Raw genomic sequence first — 17,706 nt, forward strand, 5'->3', positions numbered from 1 at the left:
TGAGAACGACGAAAGGAAAAGAAACCATGAACACGGTGATGTCGATCGTGCGCACGATTCTGCCGCTCACCCGGCCCGCGAGCACCGCGGTCGGAGCGACACGGCACGGTGCCGCGACGGAGTCGGCCGGGCTCCGGGACGCGTCTGCCGGGGCCACTGGAACTCCCACCGGGATCCGGGGAACCGGCCTGCCGCAGCGAGAATCGTATGTGGACGATCACGAGGTCGACCTGACCGCGTTGCTGCCGAGACAGACCGGCCCGGACCGGGCGCCGGAATCGCTTGCAGCCGATGCCGACGAGGAGTGCCGGGAGAGACGGGCGGCGGCGGGCGGATCCCGCGAACCGGGCAGCGACCGGGTGGCTTCCGATACTGCCCGAACGGACGCTGCGAGTGCCCGTCCCGCCGGTGCAGCCGGTGACGACTCGGACGGCGCGAACTCCTGCACCAGGGCTGACACCGAGGGCGACGCCGATGGGGGCATGTCCACGGCTGAATACGCGATCGGCACTGTAGCCGCGGCGGCGTTGGCCGCGGTGTTGTACATGATCGTCACGGGCGACTCCGTGACCGCCGCGCTGACCTCGATCATCGAGCAGGCGTTGTCGGTGGACTTCTGATGCCCGGCGTGGTGTCCGATGTGGAGACGTGCGGGCGTGACGGCACCGCGGAACGTGCGGGTGCCGAGAAACCCGACAGCGGCGAACACCACGATGGCGAACACGGCGGTGGCGGACACGGCAGTGGCGAACACGGCGACGCCGCTCGTCACGGTGGCGGGATCGCGGGCGACGACCGCGGCTCGGTGACCGTCGAAGGCGCGATCACGGTGTGCTCGCTGATCGTGGCGCTGGGACTCGTCCTTGGCGTCGTGACGGCGGTGCTGGCCCAGGTGCGGTGCGCCGACGCCGCGGGCGAGGCGGCCCGTCTCCTGGGCAGAGGCGACGACGCTCGCGCCCGTGAAGCCTTCCGAAGTCTCGCCCCGGACGGAGCGACGTTGACGTCGCAGGGCGACGGCACGGGCATCGCCGTCACGGTGCGGAGCCCGATTCTCGACGGAATGCTGCCGGGAATCGAGCTCTCGGCCGAGGCCTACGCGGTCCGCGAACCCGAGACCGGAGGAGTCGGTGCGAACGGGGCACCGGAATGAGGACCGGTCCGGTTCGCTCGCGGCCGGGACGGCGCCCGCAGTCCGAACGCCACCCGTCGCCCGAACGGAACGAGGGCGGAGGTGCCGCGGGGCCGGGCTCCGAGGAGGGTACGGAGCCGGGCCACGCCGGCGAGGGCGTGACGGCCGATGCCGGTACGGCCACGGTGTGGGGCGCGTTCGCGATCGCAGGCCTGATGGTGGTCGCGGGTCTGGTGTGGCTGGTGGGACACGTGGCCGTGGTCCGACAACAGGTCGCCAACGCGGCGGATCTCGCGGCTCTCGCCGCCGCGGGACGAGTGGACCGCAGCGCGAGCGAGGCGTGCAGGTTCGCCGAGACGGTCACCGACCGGATGCACGTCGAGTTGGCCGACTGCCGGGTTGCGCACCCCGATGCGCTCGTCGTCGTCGACAAGGCCGGTGGGCCGTGGCTCGCGCCGTTCGGCCCGGTGACCGCTCGGGCGCGCGCCGGTCCGGTGACGGCGATCGACGGCGGCCCCACCGGCGAGACGGCGGCGACCGACGGTCACCACGCCGACGAGCAGCGGTCGTCTGCGCGCGATGAACGGTATGCGCGGTCCGCGCACCGACCGGACTCTGCGCAGGGATCACCGTTCCGCACGGCTCCGCCGAGGCGGGAGTGAGCAGGGGATTCGCAGGTCAACACCACGACGAACGGTCCGGCGACCGGGGTCGTGGTCCGGTCACCGGCTACCGACGTTCGGCCCGGCCGTTGTGTCGATGCTCACTCATCGTTTCCGAACGTCCGGTTGTCGAGCGCCTCTGTCGTCGCCCCTGCAACTTGCCGTTAAGTGAAATCAGACGCCGCGAACGCAGCAACGCAGCGGTGCGAACGTTTCAGGAGGCTTGAGCAAGACATGTTGGACATGGAGTGGCCCGACAGCTGGCGCGGCTCGTTCCGGATCGAGTTGCGCGCGGAGGCGATCAGCCTCGCCGAGCGCGGCTGGCCCATCCTGCCGGGCACGATCTCCTCGGGTGAGGGCGCGGACTGGGAGTATCCGACGCCCGCACACGAGGACTGGCAGGACCGTCTCGCCGCACATCCGCGTCAGGTCGCCGCGTGGTTCACCGGCAAGCCGTGCAGCTTGCTCGTCGCAACCGGCACGATGGTCGATGCGATCGAGGTCGGTGACGAGCTCGGCCGCCGAGCCGCATCGCTGCTGCGCGTGACCGGCCACCCGGTGCCGATCGTCGCGATGCCGAACGGCCGTTGGCTGTTCCTCACCGCGTCGACCGACACCGTGCATCCGGCACTCGCCGAGCACGACGACGTGACGTGGCACGGCCGTGACGGATACGTGCCGCTGCCTCCGACCCCGTACCGGCAGGGCGTGGTGCATTGGCGCGTCAAGCCGGAGATCTGGGGCTGGCGGTTGCCTGCGGCGTCGACCGTCAACGAGGTGCTCGTGCGTGCCCTGCTCGGCGAGCACGACGACGCGGCGGTGGTGGACGCGCCCGGCGCGGTACTCCCGACCGACGATCAGTCCGCCGTGGCCCCTTCCGCGGCCTGAACCACCCCGTGACCGTGTCCGCCATCGCGTCCCATCGCCCCGAGCACGATGTCGAGCACGGTCACAGCCCCCGCCTTGTCCAGCGGTTCGTTGCCGTTCCCGCACTTGGGCGACTGAACGCAGGACGGGCACCCGGCCGGGCACTCGCAGGAGACGATCGCCTCCCGCGTAGCGGCCAGCCATGGGACCAGCGCGGCAAACCCGCGATCGGCGAAACCGGCACCCCCGGGATGACCATCGTGCACGAACACCGTCGCCTCCCCGGTGTCAGCGTGCAGTGCGGTGGACACTCCGCCGATGTCCCAGCGGTCGCACGTAGCGAACAGCGGTAGCAGGCCGATCGCTGCGTGCTCGGCAGCATGCAGGGCGCCGGGAAGGCGCGCCGATTCCAGCCCCGGCGCCTCCCGGCGCCCTGCAGCATCATCGCCCGCAGTTGCGGCGGCTTCCGTCCCGGCAGGTTCCGTCCCCGTAGCGCCTGCCCCGGCGGCATCGGCCGTACCCGGCAGGTCGTCGGTCCTGGGAGTGCCGTCCGTGCCGGAGGACGTACCGGCGTCGGTACGTGCCGCGGCCTCGAGCAGTTCGTCGCTGATCGTGTACCAGACGGCCCTGGTGCGCAGCTCTTCCTCGGGAAGGTCGAGCGCCACCTGGTCCAGCACCGCACCCGACGGCAGCCGTCGGAGATAGCCCACGACCCGCGACGTCACGGCCACATCGCCGAGGCACACGGTCACGCCGCCGAAGTGCTGTTTCTCGGGCGTGGCCAGTACCTCGATGTCGATCACTTCGCGCGGCGAGGTGTTCCACTCCGGATCCTCGGCGTGCACGAGCGCCACGCCGTTGTCCAGATCCAGCTCGTCGACGACGTACGACGACCCCTGGTGCAGGTAGACCGCACCCGGATGCACCGTCGTGCACGCGGAACCCGGATCGACCGTCCCCAACAGCCTCGACGTCTCCGCCTCGACGACCGCCACCTGTTCGCCGCCCGAGCCGCGGATGTCGATCTCGAACTGCGGCCGGTCCCGCGACGTCCAGTACCACCCGCTCGGCCGTCGCCTCAGGACCCCGTCGGCCACGAGCGCATCGAGGACCGCGCGCGCCTCGTCGCCCCCGAACGTGTCCAACTCGCCCGCCTTCAGCGGCACCTCCGCGGCCGCGCACGCCAGTTGCGGCGCCAGCACGTACGGGTTGACGGGGTCGAGCACGGTCGTCTCGACCGGACGATCGAGCAAGGCCTCGGGATGGTGCACGAGGTACGTGTCCAGCGGATCGTCCCTCGCCACGAACACCACGAGCGCGTCGTCGCCCGCGCGGCCCGCGCGCCCCGACTGCTGCCAGAACGATGCCAACGTGCCGGGATAGCCCGCGAGCACCGCCGCGTCCAGCCCCGAGATGTCGACGCCGAGTTCCAGCGCGTTGGTGGTCGCCACGCCGAGGAGCCGACGTGCCATCAGGTCCGCTTCGAGACGGCGCCGTTCCTCGGGCAGGTATCCGGCGCGGTAGGCGGCGACCGTCTCCTCCAGCGCGGGGTCCACCTCGGCCAGGATGCGTTTCGCACCCAGCGACGTCAGTTCCGCGCCGTGACGTGACCGTACGAACGCCAACGTGCGAGCGCCCTCGATCACCAGCTCGGCCAGGATCCGGGCGGCCTCCGCGCCCGCGGAGCGCCGCACGGGTGCTCCGTTCTCGCCGGTCAGTTCGTCCAGCAGCGGCGGTTCCCACAGCGCGACCGTCCGTGGTCCGCGCGGCGACGTGTCGTCGGTGATCGCGGTGGCGGGCCTGCCGGTGAGACGGGCGGCGAACTCGGCGGGTTCGGCGGTCGTCGCCGACGCCAGCACGAACACCGGGTCCGCGCCGTAGTGGCGGGCGACTCGTTGCAGCCGCCGCAGGAGCAACGCCACGTGCGAGCCGAACACGCCGCGATAGCTGTGGCACTCGTCGACGACGACGTAACGCAGCTTGCGAAACACCGCCGCCCAGCGTGCGTGCCCGCTGAGGATGCCGCGGTGCAGCATGTCGGGGTTCGTGAACACCCAACGGGCGTGTTTGCGGACCCAGTCGCGTTCCTCGCGCGGGGTGTCGCCGTCGTACGACGCCGCGCGCACTCCGCCGAGGTCCAGCTGCGTGACTGCTCCCAGCTGATCGGCGCCGAGGGCCTTCGTCGGCGCCAGGTACAGGGCCGTCGCCGAGGTGTCGGTGACCAGGGACGAGAGCACGGGCAGCTGGTAGACCAGCGATTTTCCGGACGCGGTGCCGGTGGCGACGATGACGTCCGAGCCCTCCCACGCGGCCGAGGCACCCGCTGCCTGGTGCGTCCACGGGCGGTCGATACCGCTGTCGCGCAGTGCGGTCACCACCTCGTCGGGAGCCCAGGACGGCCAGTCGGTGACCTCTTCGTCGCGGCCCGGCAGGTCGGCGACGTGCGTGACCGGGTCGCGGTCGTCGGGGATGCCGGCCGTCGCGCGCTCGAGCAGCCGGCGTGCGCGCGTGGTCGAGGCTTCGTCCATATGTTCGAGAATCGCACAGGGCTCGTCGTGACCATCGTCACCCGATGGTGACCGGTGCCACACCCATGCGCCGGGTATCCGCCCCGAAACAGGTCTCCCGAGATCGACTCCGTTACCAATACACTGCGCCGACAAACCGCAAAAAGTGGTGCACATCCCATGTCAGCGTCGACACAGTGGAGTCCGCGGAGCCTCGCGGCCGACCGGTCGCTGCTGGCGTAGGCGACGTTTCAGGAGGACGCATGTCCCGGCACTTCCTCGCGGCCGGCTCTCCGGAGCTGGCCGGAGGTGACTACGGCATAGTCGCCGTGGTCGCCGTGATCGCCCTGGCTGCACTGGCACTCGGGTACGTGCTGCTCAAGGAGGTCCTGGCCGCAGACCAGGGCACCGAGCGGATGCGCGAGATCGCCACCGCCGTGCAGGAGGGCGCCGCTGCCTATCTCAACCGGCAACGCAAGACACTGGCCGTATTCGGCGTGGTCGTGTTCGTGCTGTTGCTGTTCCTACCGGCCGAGGACTGGAACGAACGCATCGGACGCTCGCTGTTCTTCCTCATCGGCGCGGTGTTCTCGTTCTCGATCGGCTACCTCGGCATGTGGCTGGCGACGAGGGCGAACGTCCGGGTTGCGGCGGCCGCCAGGGAGACCGGTGGCCGGGAGAAGGCGATGCGCGTCGCGTTCCGCACCGGTGGCGTCGTCGGCATGATCACGGTCGGCCTCGGCCTGTTCGGTGCCGCCGTCGTCGTGCTGGTCTACGCGGGTCAGGCGCCGAAGGTGCTCGAAGGCTTCGGTTTCGGTGCCGCCCTGATCGCGATGTTCATGCGTGTCGGTGGCGGCATCTTCACCAAGGCCTCCGACGTCGGCGCGGACCTGGTCGGCAAGGTCGAGCAGAACATCCCCGAGGACGACCCGCGCAACGCGGCGACGATCGCCGACAACGTGGGCGACAACGTCGGCGACTGTGCCGGCATGGCAGCCGACCTGTTCGAGTCGTACGCCGTGACGCTCGTGGCGGCGTTGATCCTGGGTAGTGCGGCCTTCGGGACCAGCGGGGAGGGACTCGTCTTCCCGCTGATCATCCCGGCGATCGGTGTGATCACCGCGGTGATCGGCATCTACATCACCAAGGCGAGGGCGAACGAGAGTGCGCTGACGACGATCAACCGCTCCTTCTACATCTCGGCCGTGATCTCGGCGGTGTTGTCGGCGATCGCGGCGTTCGTGTTCCTGCCGAGCTCGTTCCCCGGCGTCTCCGGCAACCCCGCCGTGATCGCCACGTTCTCGGTGCTCATCGGTATCGCGCTCGCCGGCGTGATCCTGTGGCTGACCGGCTACTACACGGGTACCGAGAACAAGCCGGTGAAGGACGTCGGCAAGACGTCGGAGACCGGGGCGGCGACCGTGATCCTCTCCGGTATCTCGGTGGGCTTCGAATCCGCCGTGTACACAGCACTCGTGGTCGGCTCGGCTGTGTTCGGCGCGTACCTGCTCGGCGGCGCGGTGGCGTTGTTCGCGGTGGCACTCGCGGGTACGGGTCTGTTGACGACGGTCGGCGTGATCGTCGCGATGGACACGTTCGGCCCGGTGGCGGACAACGCCCAGGGCATCGCGGAGATGTCCGGTGACCTGGAGGAGGGTGAGGGCGTACAGGTCCTCACCGAGCTCGACGCGGTGGGAAACACGACGAAGGCGATCACGAAGGGCATCGCGATCTCGACGGCCGTGCTGGCGGCGACCGCCCTGTTCGGGTCGTACTCCTCGGCGATCGGCGAGGCGCTGGACAGCGTCGGCCGGATGGCGGGCGACGCGCTGCCGGATTCGTTCCTCGACAGCATCATCTCGCCGAACACTCTGGTCGGCGTGATCATCGGTGCCGCTGTGGTGTTCCTGTTCTCGGGGCTGGCGGTGAGCGCGGTCGAACGTGCCGCGGGTGCCGTCGTCTACGAGGTGCGGCGGCAGTTCCGCGACATCCCGGGGATCATGGAGGGCACGACCCGGCCGGAGTACGGCAAGGTCGTCGACATCGTCACCCGCGATTCGCTGCGGGAGCTCGCGACACCGGGTCTGCTGGCGGTGTTCGCGCCGATCGCGGTGGGCTTCGGCCTCGGCACGGGTGCGCTCGCCGGGTATCTCGGCGGTGCGATCGCGTGCGGCATGTTGATGGCCGTGTTCCTCGCCAACTCCGGCGGCGCGTGGGACAACGCGAAGAAGCTGGTCGAGGACGGCCACCACGGCGGCAAGAACTCCGAGGCGCACGCGGCGACGGTCATCGGCGACACGGTCGGTGACCCGTTCAAGGACACCGCGGGCCCGGCGATCAACCCGCTGCTGAAGGTGATGAACCTGGTGTCGCTGCTGATCGCGCCCGCGGTCGTGCAGCTCACGGTGGGCGCGGACGCCTCGCCCGCACTGCGGATCACGTTCGCGGTCGTGTCGGTGGCGATCATCGTCGCGGCGATCGTCGTGTCGAAGCGGCGCGGTTCGGCGATGACCGAGACGCCCGCTGAAACCACGACGAACGCCTGACCCCGGCGCACCGTCCTGATGCCCCCAAGGGCACTTTGGTTGCATTCAACGCAACCAAAGTGCCCTTGGGGGCAGCTCTGTGCCCGGGTGGCCGGGACGGCGTGGGTAGGGGCGTGGGTAGGGGCACAGTCTCCGCACGGCCGAACCGCGGGACGGTACGGTCCGTGTCAGTCGGAGTACGAAACGTGACCGGGAGGGGCGGCGTTGGGGGCGCGGAGACTCGTGAGGGTCGGCGTGGCCGGCGGGATTCTCGGTGCCGCACTGCTCGCCGGGTGCGGACAGCCGGAGACGTCGCCGCGGCAGGCCGACCGGCCGTCCGGCCTCGCCTCCGGCGATCCCGTCCCGTCCGGTGTCACCGGCGGTGATTCCACCGACCGCGGCTCCACCGGCGGTGACGAACTCGTGGCCTGGGTCGACGAGTACTGCGGTGCGGCGGCCGACGTGGTCGACGCCGCGAGCCGCATCCCCGTGATCGACGCCAGCACGCCGGAACGCACCTCGGCCACGGCCGGCAGGTTGCTGACGGTGATGATCGGCGGTCTCGACAATGCGCTGGAACGTCTCCGCAGTCTCGGCGAGACCGGTGTCGACGGTGCCGAGCGGGTGCGCACCTCCACGGTCGAGGCCTACGGCCGGGTTCGCGACCAGGCCGCAGGCGCCAAACGCGCACTCGACCGTCGAGGTGCGGAGGCGGTCGGTGCGGTGCGCGCGACGCTCGACCGGGTCGGCGGGCTCGACCTGCTCGGCGACCTGGAGCGGGTGCCGGAGCTCCGTGACGCGGGCACCCGCTCGGACACCTGCGGCCGGCTCACCGCCTGGGGCAACGGGCGCATCGCAGGCAGGTGACATCGCAGGCACGTGACGCCCCGGGCACGTGGCTCGCCGAGGCCCGGTCCGGTGACATCGCAGGCAGGTGACGAGGCCGCGCGGTCCGTGCACCCGCCCTCAGTCGAGGCGCTGCTCGGCGTAGGCGGCCATCGCCTCGGCCAGGTACGCCGCCAGGCCCGGTTCGATGCGGTCGTAGAAGGCCGTGAACCGTTCGTCGTCGGTGTAGAGCCTGCCCAGGCCGTGTACGACTCGCGGTTCGGCGTCCAGAAATGCAGTAGCCACCGGTGGTGTGCGTCGACCGCGTCGACCGTGCGCGGGTCGGTCGCGGGGACGTCGTCACGCAGCAGCTCGGCGATCCGTTCGGCCGCCTCGGCGCCCTGCCTCTGCACGGCCTGCCACTTCTCGTCGGACCAGCCTTCGACCTTCGTCTGCGTCTCGCGTGCGCCCGGCCAGCGCTGTTCGGCCTCGCCCGCCAGCGCGCGGGCCTGTTCCGAGTCACGCGGGATGCCGGTGAACAGTTCTTCCGCGTTCACTGCGGTCCCTCCTTCCAGTGTGTCGATCGTGTGCTGCACGGTCCTGGCGAGCCGGTCGAGCCGGTCCCGTTGCGCGAGGAGTCGTTCGTGGTGTTCGCGGAGTGCGGTCACCCGGTCGGTGTCGCGGTCGAGGACCTCGCGGATCCGTTCCAGCCCCAGTCCCAGCTCCCGCAGTACGAGGATTTCCTGCAGCCGGAGCAGTTGCTCCGGTTCGTAGTAGCGGTAGCCGCCCTCCCCGGTGAACGCGGGCGAGAGCAGGCCGACGTCGTCGTAGTGCCGCAGGGTGCGCGACGTGATGCCGGACATCCGCGCGACGTGGGCGATCGAGTAGGCCATGAGCTCGACGCTAGGGGTTGACGCTGCGTCAACCGCAAGTCACGAATCCGGGGCGGCGTCGCCGGCCCCGGCACGGTCGCGGGCGGTCCTGGACGTGATTCGTGCGGCGGACGCTCGGGAATGTCTGGGCGGCCGGCGACGTCTCAATGACAGAGGCGCCCCCACGGCGACCGGACGTCTCGTCCGAGTGAGGCCCACGTCACCCGTGCAACCCGCGGGTGGGTGGTCACCGTTGGGGTGGTGGGCGCGAGGCGCCGCGGCGGCATGGAAACATCGGGGACGAATCGGCCATACCACTTGACACGCCGCGTGTGGCGTGTTGAGCAACCTGGGCAGACACGACGGACGTTCAGCGTGCACACTGGCGGGTCCGACAGGTGATGTGAGGAAGCGGGACAGCGTGGCGGCAACGACGCGGAAGAAGAACGGCGAGAGCTCGGGCGACGGCAACCGGCGGTTGGTGATCGTCGAGTCGCCCACGAAGGCGCGCAAGATCGCGCCTTATCTCGGAGGCGATTACGTCGTCGAGTCCTCCCGCGGCCACATCCGTGACCTGCCGCGGGGTGCCGCGGACGTGCCCGCCAAGTACAAGGGGCAGTCGTGGGCGCGCCTCGGCGTGGACGTCGACAACGACTTCGAGCCGCTGTACATCGTCCCCGCCGACAAGAAGTCCACGGTCACCGAGCTCAAGAGCCTGCTCAAGGACGTCGACGAGCTCTACCTCGCCACGGACCCCGACCGTGAGGGCGAAGCGATCGCCTGGCACCTGCTCGAGGCGCTGAAGCCGAAGGTGCCGGTGCGCCGCATGGTGTTCCACGAGGTCACGCCGGAGGCGATCCGCGCCGCGGCCGAGAGCACCCGCGAGCTCGACCCGGACCTGGTCGACGCCCAGGAGACGCGTCGCATCCTCGACCGGCTGTACGGCTACGAGGTCTCGCCGGTGCTGTGGAAGAAGGTCATGCCACGGCTGTCGGCGGGCCGGGTGCAGTCGGTGGCGACGCGCGTGATCGTGGAGCGGGAACGCGAACGCATGCGGTTCACGTCGGCGTCGTACTGGGACATCTCGGCGACGATGGACGCCGGTGCCGACGCCGCACCGCGGAACTTCCCCGCACGGCTGACGGCCGTCGACGGCGGCCGCGTCGCCACGGGCCGCGACTTCGGCTGGGACGGGCAGCTCAAGGCCGCCTCCGCCGAGGTCCGCGTGCTGGACGAGACCGAGGCGAACCGGTTGTCCGAGGCGCTCGACGGCCGCGACTTCGCGGTCAGCAGCGTCGAGGAGAAGCCGTACACGCGGAAGCCGTACGCGCCGTTCATGACGTCGACGCTGCAGCAGGAGTCCGGCCGCAAGTTGCGGTTCTCGTCGGAGCGCACGATGCGGATCGCGCAGCGGCTCTACGAGAACGGTTACATCACTTATATGCGTACCGACTCGACGACGCTGTCGGAGGCGGCGTTGTCGGCGGCGCGCAGCCAGGCCACGGACCTCTACGGCTCCGAGTACGTGTCGAACAGCCCGCGGCAGTACAACCGGAAGGTCAAGAACGCGCAGGAGGCGCACGAGGCGATCCGCCCCGCGGGCGAGGTGTTCCGCACCCCCGGTCAGGTCGCGGGTGAGCTGGAGACCGACGAGTTCCGGCTGTACGAGCTGATCTGGCAGCGCACCATCGCCTCGCAGATGGCCGACGCCAAGGGCACGACGATGTCGGTGAAGATCACCGGCACGGCGACCAGCGGTGAGGAGTGCGTGTTCTCGGCCTCCGGTCGGACGATCACGTTCCCGGGCTTCCTGAAGGCCTACGTCGAATCGGTCGACACCGAGGAGGGCGGCGAGGCCGACGACAAGCAGAAGCGCCTGCCGCAGCTCGCCGAGGGGCAGGGCCTGACCGCGGCCGAGCTCGACCCGGACGGCCACGCGACGTCTCCGCCCGCGCGCTACAGCGAGCCCGCCCTGGTGAGCAAGCTCGAAGAGCTGGGCATCGGCCGCCCGTCGACGTACGCGTCGATCATCAAGACGATCCAGGACCGCGGCTACGTGTGGAAGAAGGGGTCCGCGCTGGTGCCGTCGTGGGTCGCGTTCTCGGTGGTCGGGCTGATGGAGCGGCACTTCGAGCGGCTCGTCGACTACGACTTCACCGCCGCGATGGAGGACGAGCTCGACCGCATCGCCAGCGGTGACGACAAGCGCACGAGCTGGTTGTCGCGGTTCTACTTCGGCGGCGAGATGGGCGTCGACGGTTCGGTCGGCCGCATCGGAGGGCTGAAGAAGCTGGTCGGCTCGGGTGTCGAGGACATCGACGCGCGGGAGATCAACTCCATCCCGATGTTCACCGACTCCGAGGGCCGCGACGTCGTCGTGCGCGTCGGCCGGTACGGGCCGTACCTCGAGCGCGAGGTGGACGGCAAGTCGCAGCGGGCGAACCTGTCCGACGACCTGCCGCCGGACGAGCTGACGCTGGAGATCGCGGAGAAGCTGTTCGCGACGCCGCAGGAAGGTCGCGTGCTGGGCACCGACCCGGTGAGCGGGCACGAGATCGTCGTGAAGGAAGGCCGGTTCGGTCCGTACGTCACGGAGATCCTGCCGGAGCCGGAGGAGGAGTCGGCCGAACAGTCGGAGCCCGAGGAGGCGCCCGCGGAGGACTCCGGTGAGCAGGGCGGCACCAAGACGGCGGCGAAGAAGACCACGGCGAAGAAGACGACGAAGAAGCAGGCCAAGCCGAAGCCGCGCACCGCGTCGTTGCTGAAGTCGATGGACATCGCCGAGGTGACGCTCGACGACGCGCTGAAGCTGCTGTCGTTGCCGCGCGTGGTGGGTACCGACCCGGAGTCGGGCGAGGAGATCACCGCGCAGAACGGCCGGTACGGGCCGTACCTGAAGAAGGGCACCGACTCGCGGTCGTTGGCCACCGAGGAGCAGATCTTCGACATCACGCTCGAGGAGGCGCTGAAGCTCTACGCCGAGCCGAAGCGCCGCGGCAGGCAGGCCGCGAAGCCGCCGCTGCTGGAACTCAAGGAGGACTCGGTCTCGGGCAAGCCGATCGTCGTCAAGGACGGCCGGTTCGGGCCGTACGTGACCGACGGCGAGTACAACGCGTCGCTGCGCAAGTCCGACAGCGTGGAGGACCTGACGCAGGAACGCGCCGAGGAGCTGCTCGCCGAGAAGCGAGCCAAGGGTCCCGCGAAGAAGACGACGAGCAAGAAGTCGACCACGGCCTCGAAGACGTCGACGGCGAAGAGCGCCGCCACGAAGAGCGCCGCCACGAAGAGCACCGCGGCGAAGAGCACCGCGGCGAAGAGCACCGCGGCGAAGAGCACCGGCACGAAGAGCACCGCGGCGAAGAGCACCGGCACCAAGAGCACGGGCACCAAGAGCACGGGCACCAAGACGGCGGCGAAGAAGAGCACCTCCGCCAAGTCCTCGTCGGGCTCGACCTCGTCGAAGTCGAAGTCGACCACCTCCACGTCGACGAAGAAGTAGGCGACCGATTCCGCACCCGACCGGCTCCCCGGCGGTGGTCAGCGCCGGGGAGCCGTCGTCGTCGGGCGGTGGACGGCGCGTCACCGGTCCGGTGGATGTCGCCGACCGTGTACGTGCAGACCCGGTGTCACCGGCCGTAGTCGTCGCGCGTGTGATCCCCGCTGGGGACGTCTGCGCAGGTAGACGGGCTGCCGCGGCCTCCGGCGTGGTCGCGACGCAGCCGGTGGGCAGGCCGCCTGCCGTGGTCGGGGCGCCGGGTCGTCGTCCTGTTGGCGGATGCGCGCCGTGATGGGACCGCTACCCTGACAGCCGACGGCATGTCACTGCGGGTTCCACCCGCATCGCCCGAGCAGGTACGAGGAGGACGCGTGGGCAGCGGAGACGGTACCCAGGCTCCGGAGTCGGCGCACTACGGCGATTCGCTGGCCGACCCGGAATCCGCCGCGGACGGGTCCGGTTCGACGGTCCCTCCCGCGCAGTCGTCGGTGCCGGATCTGGAGGTCATCCGGAGCAAGGCCGCCGCGGCGTTGGCCGAGGAGGACGCGAAGCAGGCGCAACAGGCCGGCCCCGAGGAGCCGTCGGAAGCGGGCGACGCGGAAGCGCCCGAAGGCGAGGACGGCAGCGACACCACCGCGGCGGCGTCCGGCGCGAACGGCCTCAAGGGCAGGCTCGGCAAACTTCCGCGGCCGCGGATGCGGGGCCAGTTGCTGCCCGCGATGCTGCGCCGGGGTGAGAAGTCCCAGCAGGCGCAGCGGCCCGCGCAGGCCAAGCCCGTGAAACAGCCCCTGAACCAGCGCGTCACGCTGCGGAAGCCGTCGAACGCCTCGGCGGGCCTGATCGTGGCCGGCGTGCTGTTGATCGTCTTCGTGATCGTGGCGATCCGGTTCGTCGTGAGCTTCGTCGAGAGCGTGGGCAGCATCTTCTCCTGATCCCGCGCCCGCCCGCCTGACGACGCGGCGCCCCCTGATGACGCGGCGGGCCTGGCCGCGTCCGCTGCTGCCGGCGCCTTTCGGGGCTCACCGCGTGGGCGAGCGCCGGAATCCGGCGATTCGTCCGGTGTGACATCACGATCGGTGGGGTAACGCTTACCCGCGGTGTCTTCGCTGGTCCGCCCGCGAGAGCGAGCAGGTCAGCGATACCCTGGCCGCACAGGCAGCGCCGGTCATGTGGGGTGGGCACATCAGCGAGGCAGCTCGGGGGACACGGAACGCCGACGCGCGCGACGAACGCGCGGCGGCGGCAGACCCCACGGCCCAGGACACGTCCGGTGACGCCGAGGGCGCGAGACAGGTGAACGCCGGAGCGTCGGCGCACCACGAGATGTCCACGACCCGGCGGGCACGCAGTGTGCTGGGGATCCGGCCGTTCCGCAGGCTGTGGGCGGTGACGTACCTGTGCAGCGTGGCCGACTGGCTCGCCATGCTCGGCCTCACGGGCCTGGTCACGAAGTACACCGACGACTACCTGTTGCAGAACTTCGCGTTCGTCGGTGTCGTGCTCACCCAGCTGCTGCCCGGGTTGCTGTTCGCCCCGCTCGGCGGGCTGCTCGCCGACCGGTTCGACCGCCGCAAGGTGATGATCTGCGCCGACCTGGCGCGGTTCGCGCTGCTGTTCTCGATCCCGATCGTCGGGTCGCCGATCTGGCTGTTCGTCGCCAACTTCATGGCCGGGTCCGCGGCGATGATGTGGATTCCGTCGAAGGACGCGGCGGTGCCGAACCTGCTGCGCAGGCCGGATCAGGTGGAAACGGCCAACCAGCTCGGGCTGTTCATGACCTACGGCCTCGCGGTCGTCAGCGGCGCCGGGCTGTACTCGGTGCTCACCGGTGTGCAGACGACGCTCGGCATCTCGCCCGACGCGTTCGGCGAATTCGGTGTCGCCAACGCCGTCGTGTTCATCAACGCGGTGCTGTACCTGGCCAGTGCGATCCTCATCGCGACCCGCATCCCGGAACTGTCGCTCCGCAACGTCCACCCCGTGCCGGAGAGCACGGCCGCGTCACGGGACGACGCGGCGAGTCGTTCGGGCGAGAGCGGCGAGGCCGACGAGGACAAGGTCGGCTTCATCGCGATGGTGCGGCAGAGCTTCAGTTACATCCGGCGCACGAAGCTCGTCCGCGGCCTGCTGATCGGCATGATGGGCGCGTTCGCCGCGGGCGGCGCCGTGATCGGTGCGGCCAAGCCGTACTCCTCGAGCCTCGGTGGCGGTGACGCGTCGTTCGGTCTGCTGTTCGTCGCGGTGTTCGTCGGCGCCGCGACGGGCCTGGCGATGGTGCCGAAGCTCGCCCGCAGACTGCCGCACGACCGGCTGTTCGGCGTCGGCATCGTGCTGGCGGGCATGGCGCTGATCGTCGTCGCGCTGTCGCCGCACCTGGCCGTGTCGCTCATCGCGGCGGCCGCCGTCGGCGGCTGTGCGGGGGCGGGCTTCCTCACCGGTGTCACGATCATCGGCTCGCAGATCGACGACGCGATGCGCGGCCGGATCAACGCGATCTACCAGTCGCTGCTGAAGATCATCATCTTCGGCTCGACCGCGATGGTGCCGGTGCTCATCGGCCTGGTGCAGCCGCACAAGGTCACGGTGTGGGGCAACGAGCTCATCATCGACGGCACGCGTCCGGTGCTGCTCGGCGGCGGGTTGCTGGCCGCGCTGGTCGGCGTCGTCGCGTACCGCCAGATGGATTCGCGCCGCACCGAACCGATGCTCGCCGACCTACGCAACATCATGCGCAGACGCCCGCGGCGCGTGAACGGCCTGCTCATCGCGCTCGAAGGCACGGCGGCCACCGACACCGGCACGCAGGCCGCCCGGCTCGCCGACGCGCTGCGTACCGGGGAGCGGGACGTCGTCTTCGCCACCGATCCGGCGCTCGACGACGCGCGGTTGCAGGGCATCGTTTCCGGGGCGTCACTGTCGAGCGCTCGGGCGCAAGCGCTTGCGGCCGCGGCCGTGCGCGCCGACATCGTGGAACGCGACATCCGGCCCGCACTCGACTCCGGCGCCGTCGTCGTCATGGAACGGTTCGTCGACTCGCCCCTGGCGCACCTCGCCGCCGTTGCCGGCCTCGACGCGTCGGAGCTGGAAGGTCTCGCCGACTGGGCGACGGCCCGGTTGAGGCCCGACCTGGCGGTGCTGCTCGACACCGAGCCGGAGGGCGGTGCCGCCGAGGGCGGTGCCGGAGGCGCGTCGGCCGGTCCGCATCATTGGCGTGTGCAGCAGTTGCTCACCGAAATGGCGTCGGCGGACCCGCAGCACTACGTCGTCGTGGACGCGGACGGCAGTCCCGACGAGGTCGCAGGCCGCATCCACACCGCGGTCCAGTGTTCCCTCGCAGGCAAGGTCCCCGGGCTGGCCAAGCGCGGACGTCCGAAGGCCGGTCGCGGCTCGGACGTCCCCGGCGACGACGCCGAATCCCAGGACCGCGAAACCCACGACGCCGAATCCCAGGACGGTGGATCCCAGGACGGCGGAGTCGGGGACAGCGGAGTCGGGGACAGCGGAACGCGGGACACCGCATCCCAGGACACCGCATCCCAGGACGGTGACACCCGGGACAGCGAGACCCACGACGGTGACACGCGGGAGGCCGGCGAACGCGCGACGCAGGGAACCGCGCCGTGACGTCCGTCTGGTCGCAGGTGGTCGGCCAGGAACCGGCCGTGGAGACGTTGCAGACCGCCGCGTCGGCCGCAGCCGCGCTCGTCGCGGGCGAGCCCGATCCGCACGGCGGGATGACGCACGCGTGGCTGTTCACCGGCCCGCCCGGTTCGGGCCGTTCCGTGGCGGCGCGGACGTTCGCCGCCGCGCTGCAGTGCTCGACGGGCACCGGGTGCGGCGGCTGCACCGGTTGCAGGACAGCTGTCGCGGGCACCCACGCCGACGTGCGACTCGTCGTCCCCGAGGGACTGTCGATCTCGGTCGCGGAGATGCGGTCGCTCGTGCAGTCCGCCGCGCGTAGGCCCACGACCGGAGAATGGCAGGTCGTGATCATCGAGGACGCCGACCGGCTGACCGAGGGCGCGTCGAATGCGCTGCTCAAGGCCGTCGAGGAACCGCCGGACCGCACGGTGTTCCTGCTGTGCGCGCCGTCGGACCACCCCGAGGACGTGTCCGTGACGATCCGGTCGCGGTGCAGGCTCGTCACGCTGAGGACACCGCCGCCCGCGGCCATCGCACGCGTGCTCGCCGAGCGGGACGGGGTCGACGAATCGACCGCGAACTGGGCCGCGTCGGTGTGCGGCGGGCACGTCGGCAGGGCGCGCAGACTCGCCACCGACGAGGCCGCCCGCAGCAGGCGTGACGCCGTGCTGCGCATCCCGCTCGGACTGCGCAGGCCCGGCGACGTGTTCACGTGCGCCGACGAGCTGATCAAGACCGCCGAGTCCGACGCGGCCGACGAGAGCAAGTCGCGCGACGAGACCGAGGCCGAGGAGCTGCGCACCGCGATGGGCTCCGGCGGCACGGGCAAGGGCGTGGCCGCGGCGAAACGATCCGCGGACGCCGCCGTGAAACAGCTGGAGAAGCGGCAGAAGTCGCGCGCCACCAGGACCCAGCGGGACACGCTCGACCTGGCGCTCATCGACCTGGCCGGGTTCTACCGCGACGTGCTGGTCACCTCGAGCGGCGCGGGCGCCGCGCTGAACCACCCCGACTTCGCCGAGCAGAGTCGGGAGGCCGCACGCGACTGGACCCCGGCGTCGACACTGCGGCGCCTCGAAGCGGTCCTCGAATGCCGCGACGCGATCACCTGGAACGTCAAACCGCGCATCGCCGTCGAGGCCATGGTCACCACGCTCCGCGAAGGCTGACCGCCCGAGCGC

Annotated in this window: 11 protein-coding genes and 1 pseudogene; 10 read left to right on the forward strand and 2 right to left on the reverse strand. The window is 70.6% G+C overall.

The annotated features are described in order from the left end of the window. Positions 1-38 precede the first annotated feature (38 nt). The 4 genes from LY13_RS25550 (at position 39) to LY13_RS02750 (ending at position 2,679) form a co-directional block, all read left to right on the forward strand. Positions 39-620, forward strand: a complete 582-nt coding sequence (locus LY13_RS25550) for a DUF4244 domain-containing protein (RefSeq protein WP_301298380.1) — start codon at positions 39-41, stop codon at positions 618-620. Beyond that, complete coding sequence (locus LY13_RS02740; RefSeq protein WP_253826535.1) at positions 620-1,150, forward strand: TadE family type IV pilus minor pilin; 531 nt, start codon at positions 620-622, stop codon at positions 1,148-1,150. The genes LY13_RS25550 and LY13_RS02740 overlap by 1 nt, the downstream gene beginning before the upstream one ends. Then, complete coding sequence (locus LY13_RS02745) at positions 1,147-1,791, forward strand: Rv3654c family TadE-like protein (protein WP_253826536.1); 645 nt, start codon at positions 1,147-1,149, stop codon at positions 1,789-1,791. Before LY13_RS02740 ends, LY13_RS02745 begins: the two co-directional genes overlap by 4 nt. 234 nt (positions 1,792-2,025) lie before the next feature. Continuing rightward, on the forward strand, positions 2,026-2,679 hold the full coding sequence (locus tag LY13_RS02750) for a bifunctional DNA primase/polymerase (protein ID WP_253826537.1): 654 nt from the start codon (positions 2,026-2,028) through the stop codon (positions 2,677-2,679). Here the strand turns inward: LY13_RS02750 and sftH are convergent. After that, the gene (gene sftH, locus LY13_RS02755) at positions 2,649-5,186 is read right to left on the reverse strand and encodes a DEAD/DEAH box helicase (protein ID WP_253826538.1); all 2,538 of its coding nucleotides are present in this window, start codon (positions 5,184-5,186) and stop codon (positions 2,649-2,651) included. The two genes, LY13_RS02750 and sftH, sit on opposite strands and share 31 nt — an antisense overlap. Before the next feature lie 242 nt (positions 5,187-5,428). Between sftH and LY13_RS02760 the strand changes: the two genes are divergently transcribed. Together LY13_RS02760 and LY13_RS25845 are read left to right on the forward strand one after the other, a co-directional pair. Continuing rightward, entirely contained in the window at positions 5,429-7,711 is a 2,283-nt protein-coding gene (locus LY13_RS02760; RefSeq protein WP_253826539.1) for a sodium-translocating pyrophosphatase, read from the forward strand. A gap of 222 nt (positions 7,712-7,933) precedes the next feature. Further along, positions 7,934-8,557: a hypothetical protein gene (locus LY13_RS25845; RefSeq protein ID WP_253826540.1), complete on the forward strand. Its 624-nt coding sequence runs from the start codon at positions 7,934-7,936 to the stop codon at positions 8,555-8,557. A gap of 99 nt (positions 8,558-8,656) precedes the next feature. Here LY13_RS25845 and LY13_RS25855 read toward each other — a convergent pair. Next, positions 8,657-9,408, reverse strand: a pseudogene (locus tag LY13_RS25855) (MerR family transcriptional regulator). A 400-nt stretch (positions 9,409-9,808) separates the two neighbouring features. Between LY13_RS25855 and topA the strand changes: the two are divergent. The 4 genes from topA to LY13_RS02795 all read left to right on the forward strand — a co-directional run bounded on the left by topA (position 9,809) and on the right by LY13_RS02795 (position 17,694). Continuing rightward, the gene (gene topA / locus LY13_RS02780) at positions 9,809-12,886 is read left to right on the forward strand and encodes a type I DNA topoisomerase (protein ID WP_253826541.1); all 3,078 of its coding nucleotides are present in this window, start codon (positions 9,809-9,811) and stop codon (positions 12,884-12,886) included. 368 nt (positions 12,887-13,254) lie between these two features. Next, complete coding sequence (locus LY13_RS02785) at positions 13,255-13,815, forward strand: hypothetical protein (protein WP_253826542.1); 561 nt, start codon at positions 13,255-13,257, stop codon at positions 13,813-13,815. A 391-nt stretch (positions 13,816-14,206) separates the two neighbouring features. After that, positions 14,207-16,507 (forward strand): bifunctional MFS transporter/dTMP kinase, encoded by a 2,301-nt coding sequence (locus tag LY13_RS02790; RefSeq protein ID WP_253826779.1) that lies wholly within the window; start codon positions 14,207-14,209, stop codon positions 16,505-16,507. After that, a complete protein-coding gene (locus tag LY13_RS02795) occupies positions 16,504-17,694 on the forward strand; it encodes a DNA polymerase III subunit delta' (protein ID WP_253826543.1) in 1,191 nt (396 codons plus the stop codon). Before LY13_RS02790 ends, LY13_RS02795 begins: the two co-directional genes overlap by 4 nt. The last annotated feature ends 12 nt before the right edge of the window (positions 17,695-17,706 follow it).

Source organism: Prauserella aidingensis, from assembly GCF_024171865.1.
Lineage (GTDB): Bacteria > Actinomycetota > Actinomycetes > Mycobacteriales > Pseudonocardiaceae > Prauserella > Prauserella aidingensis.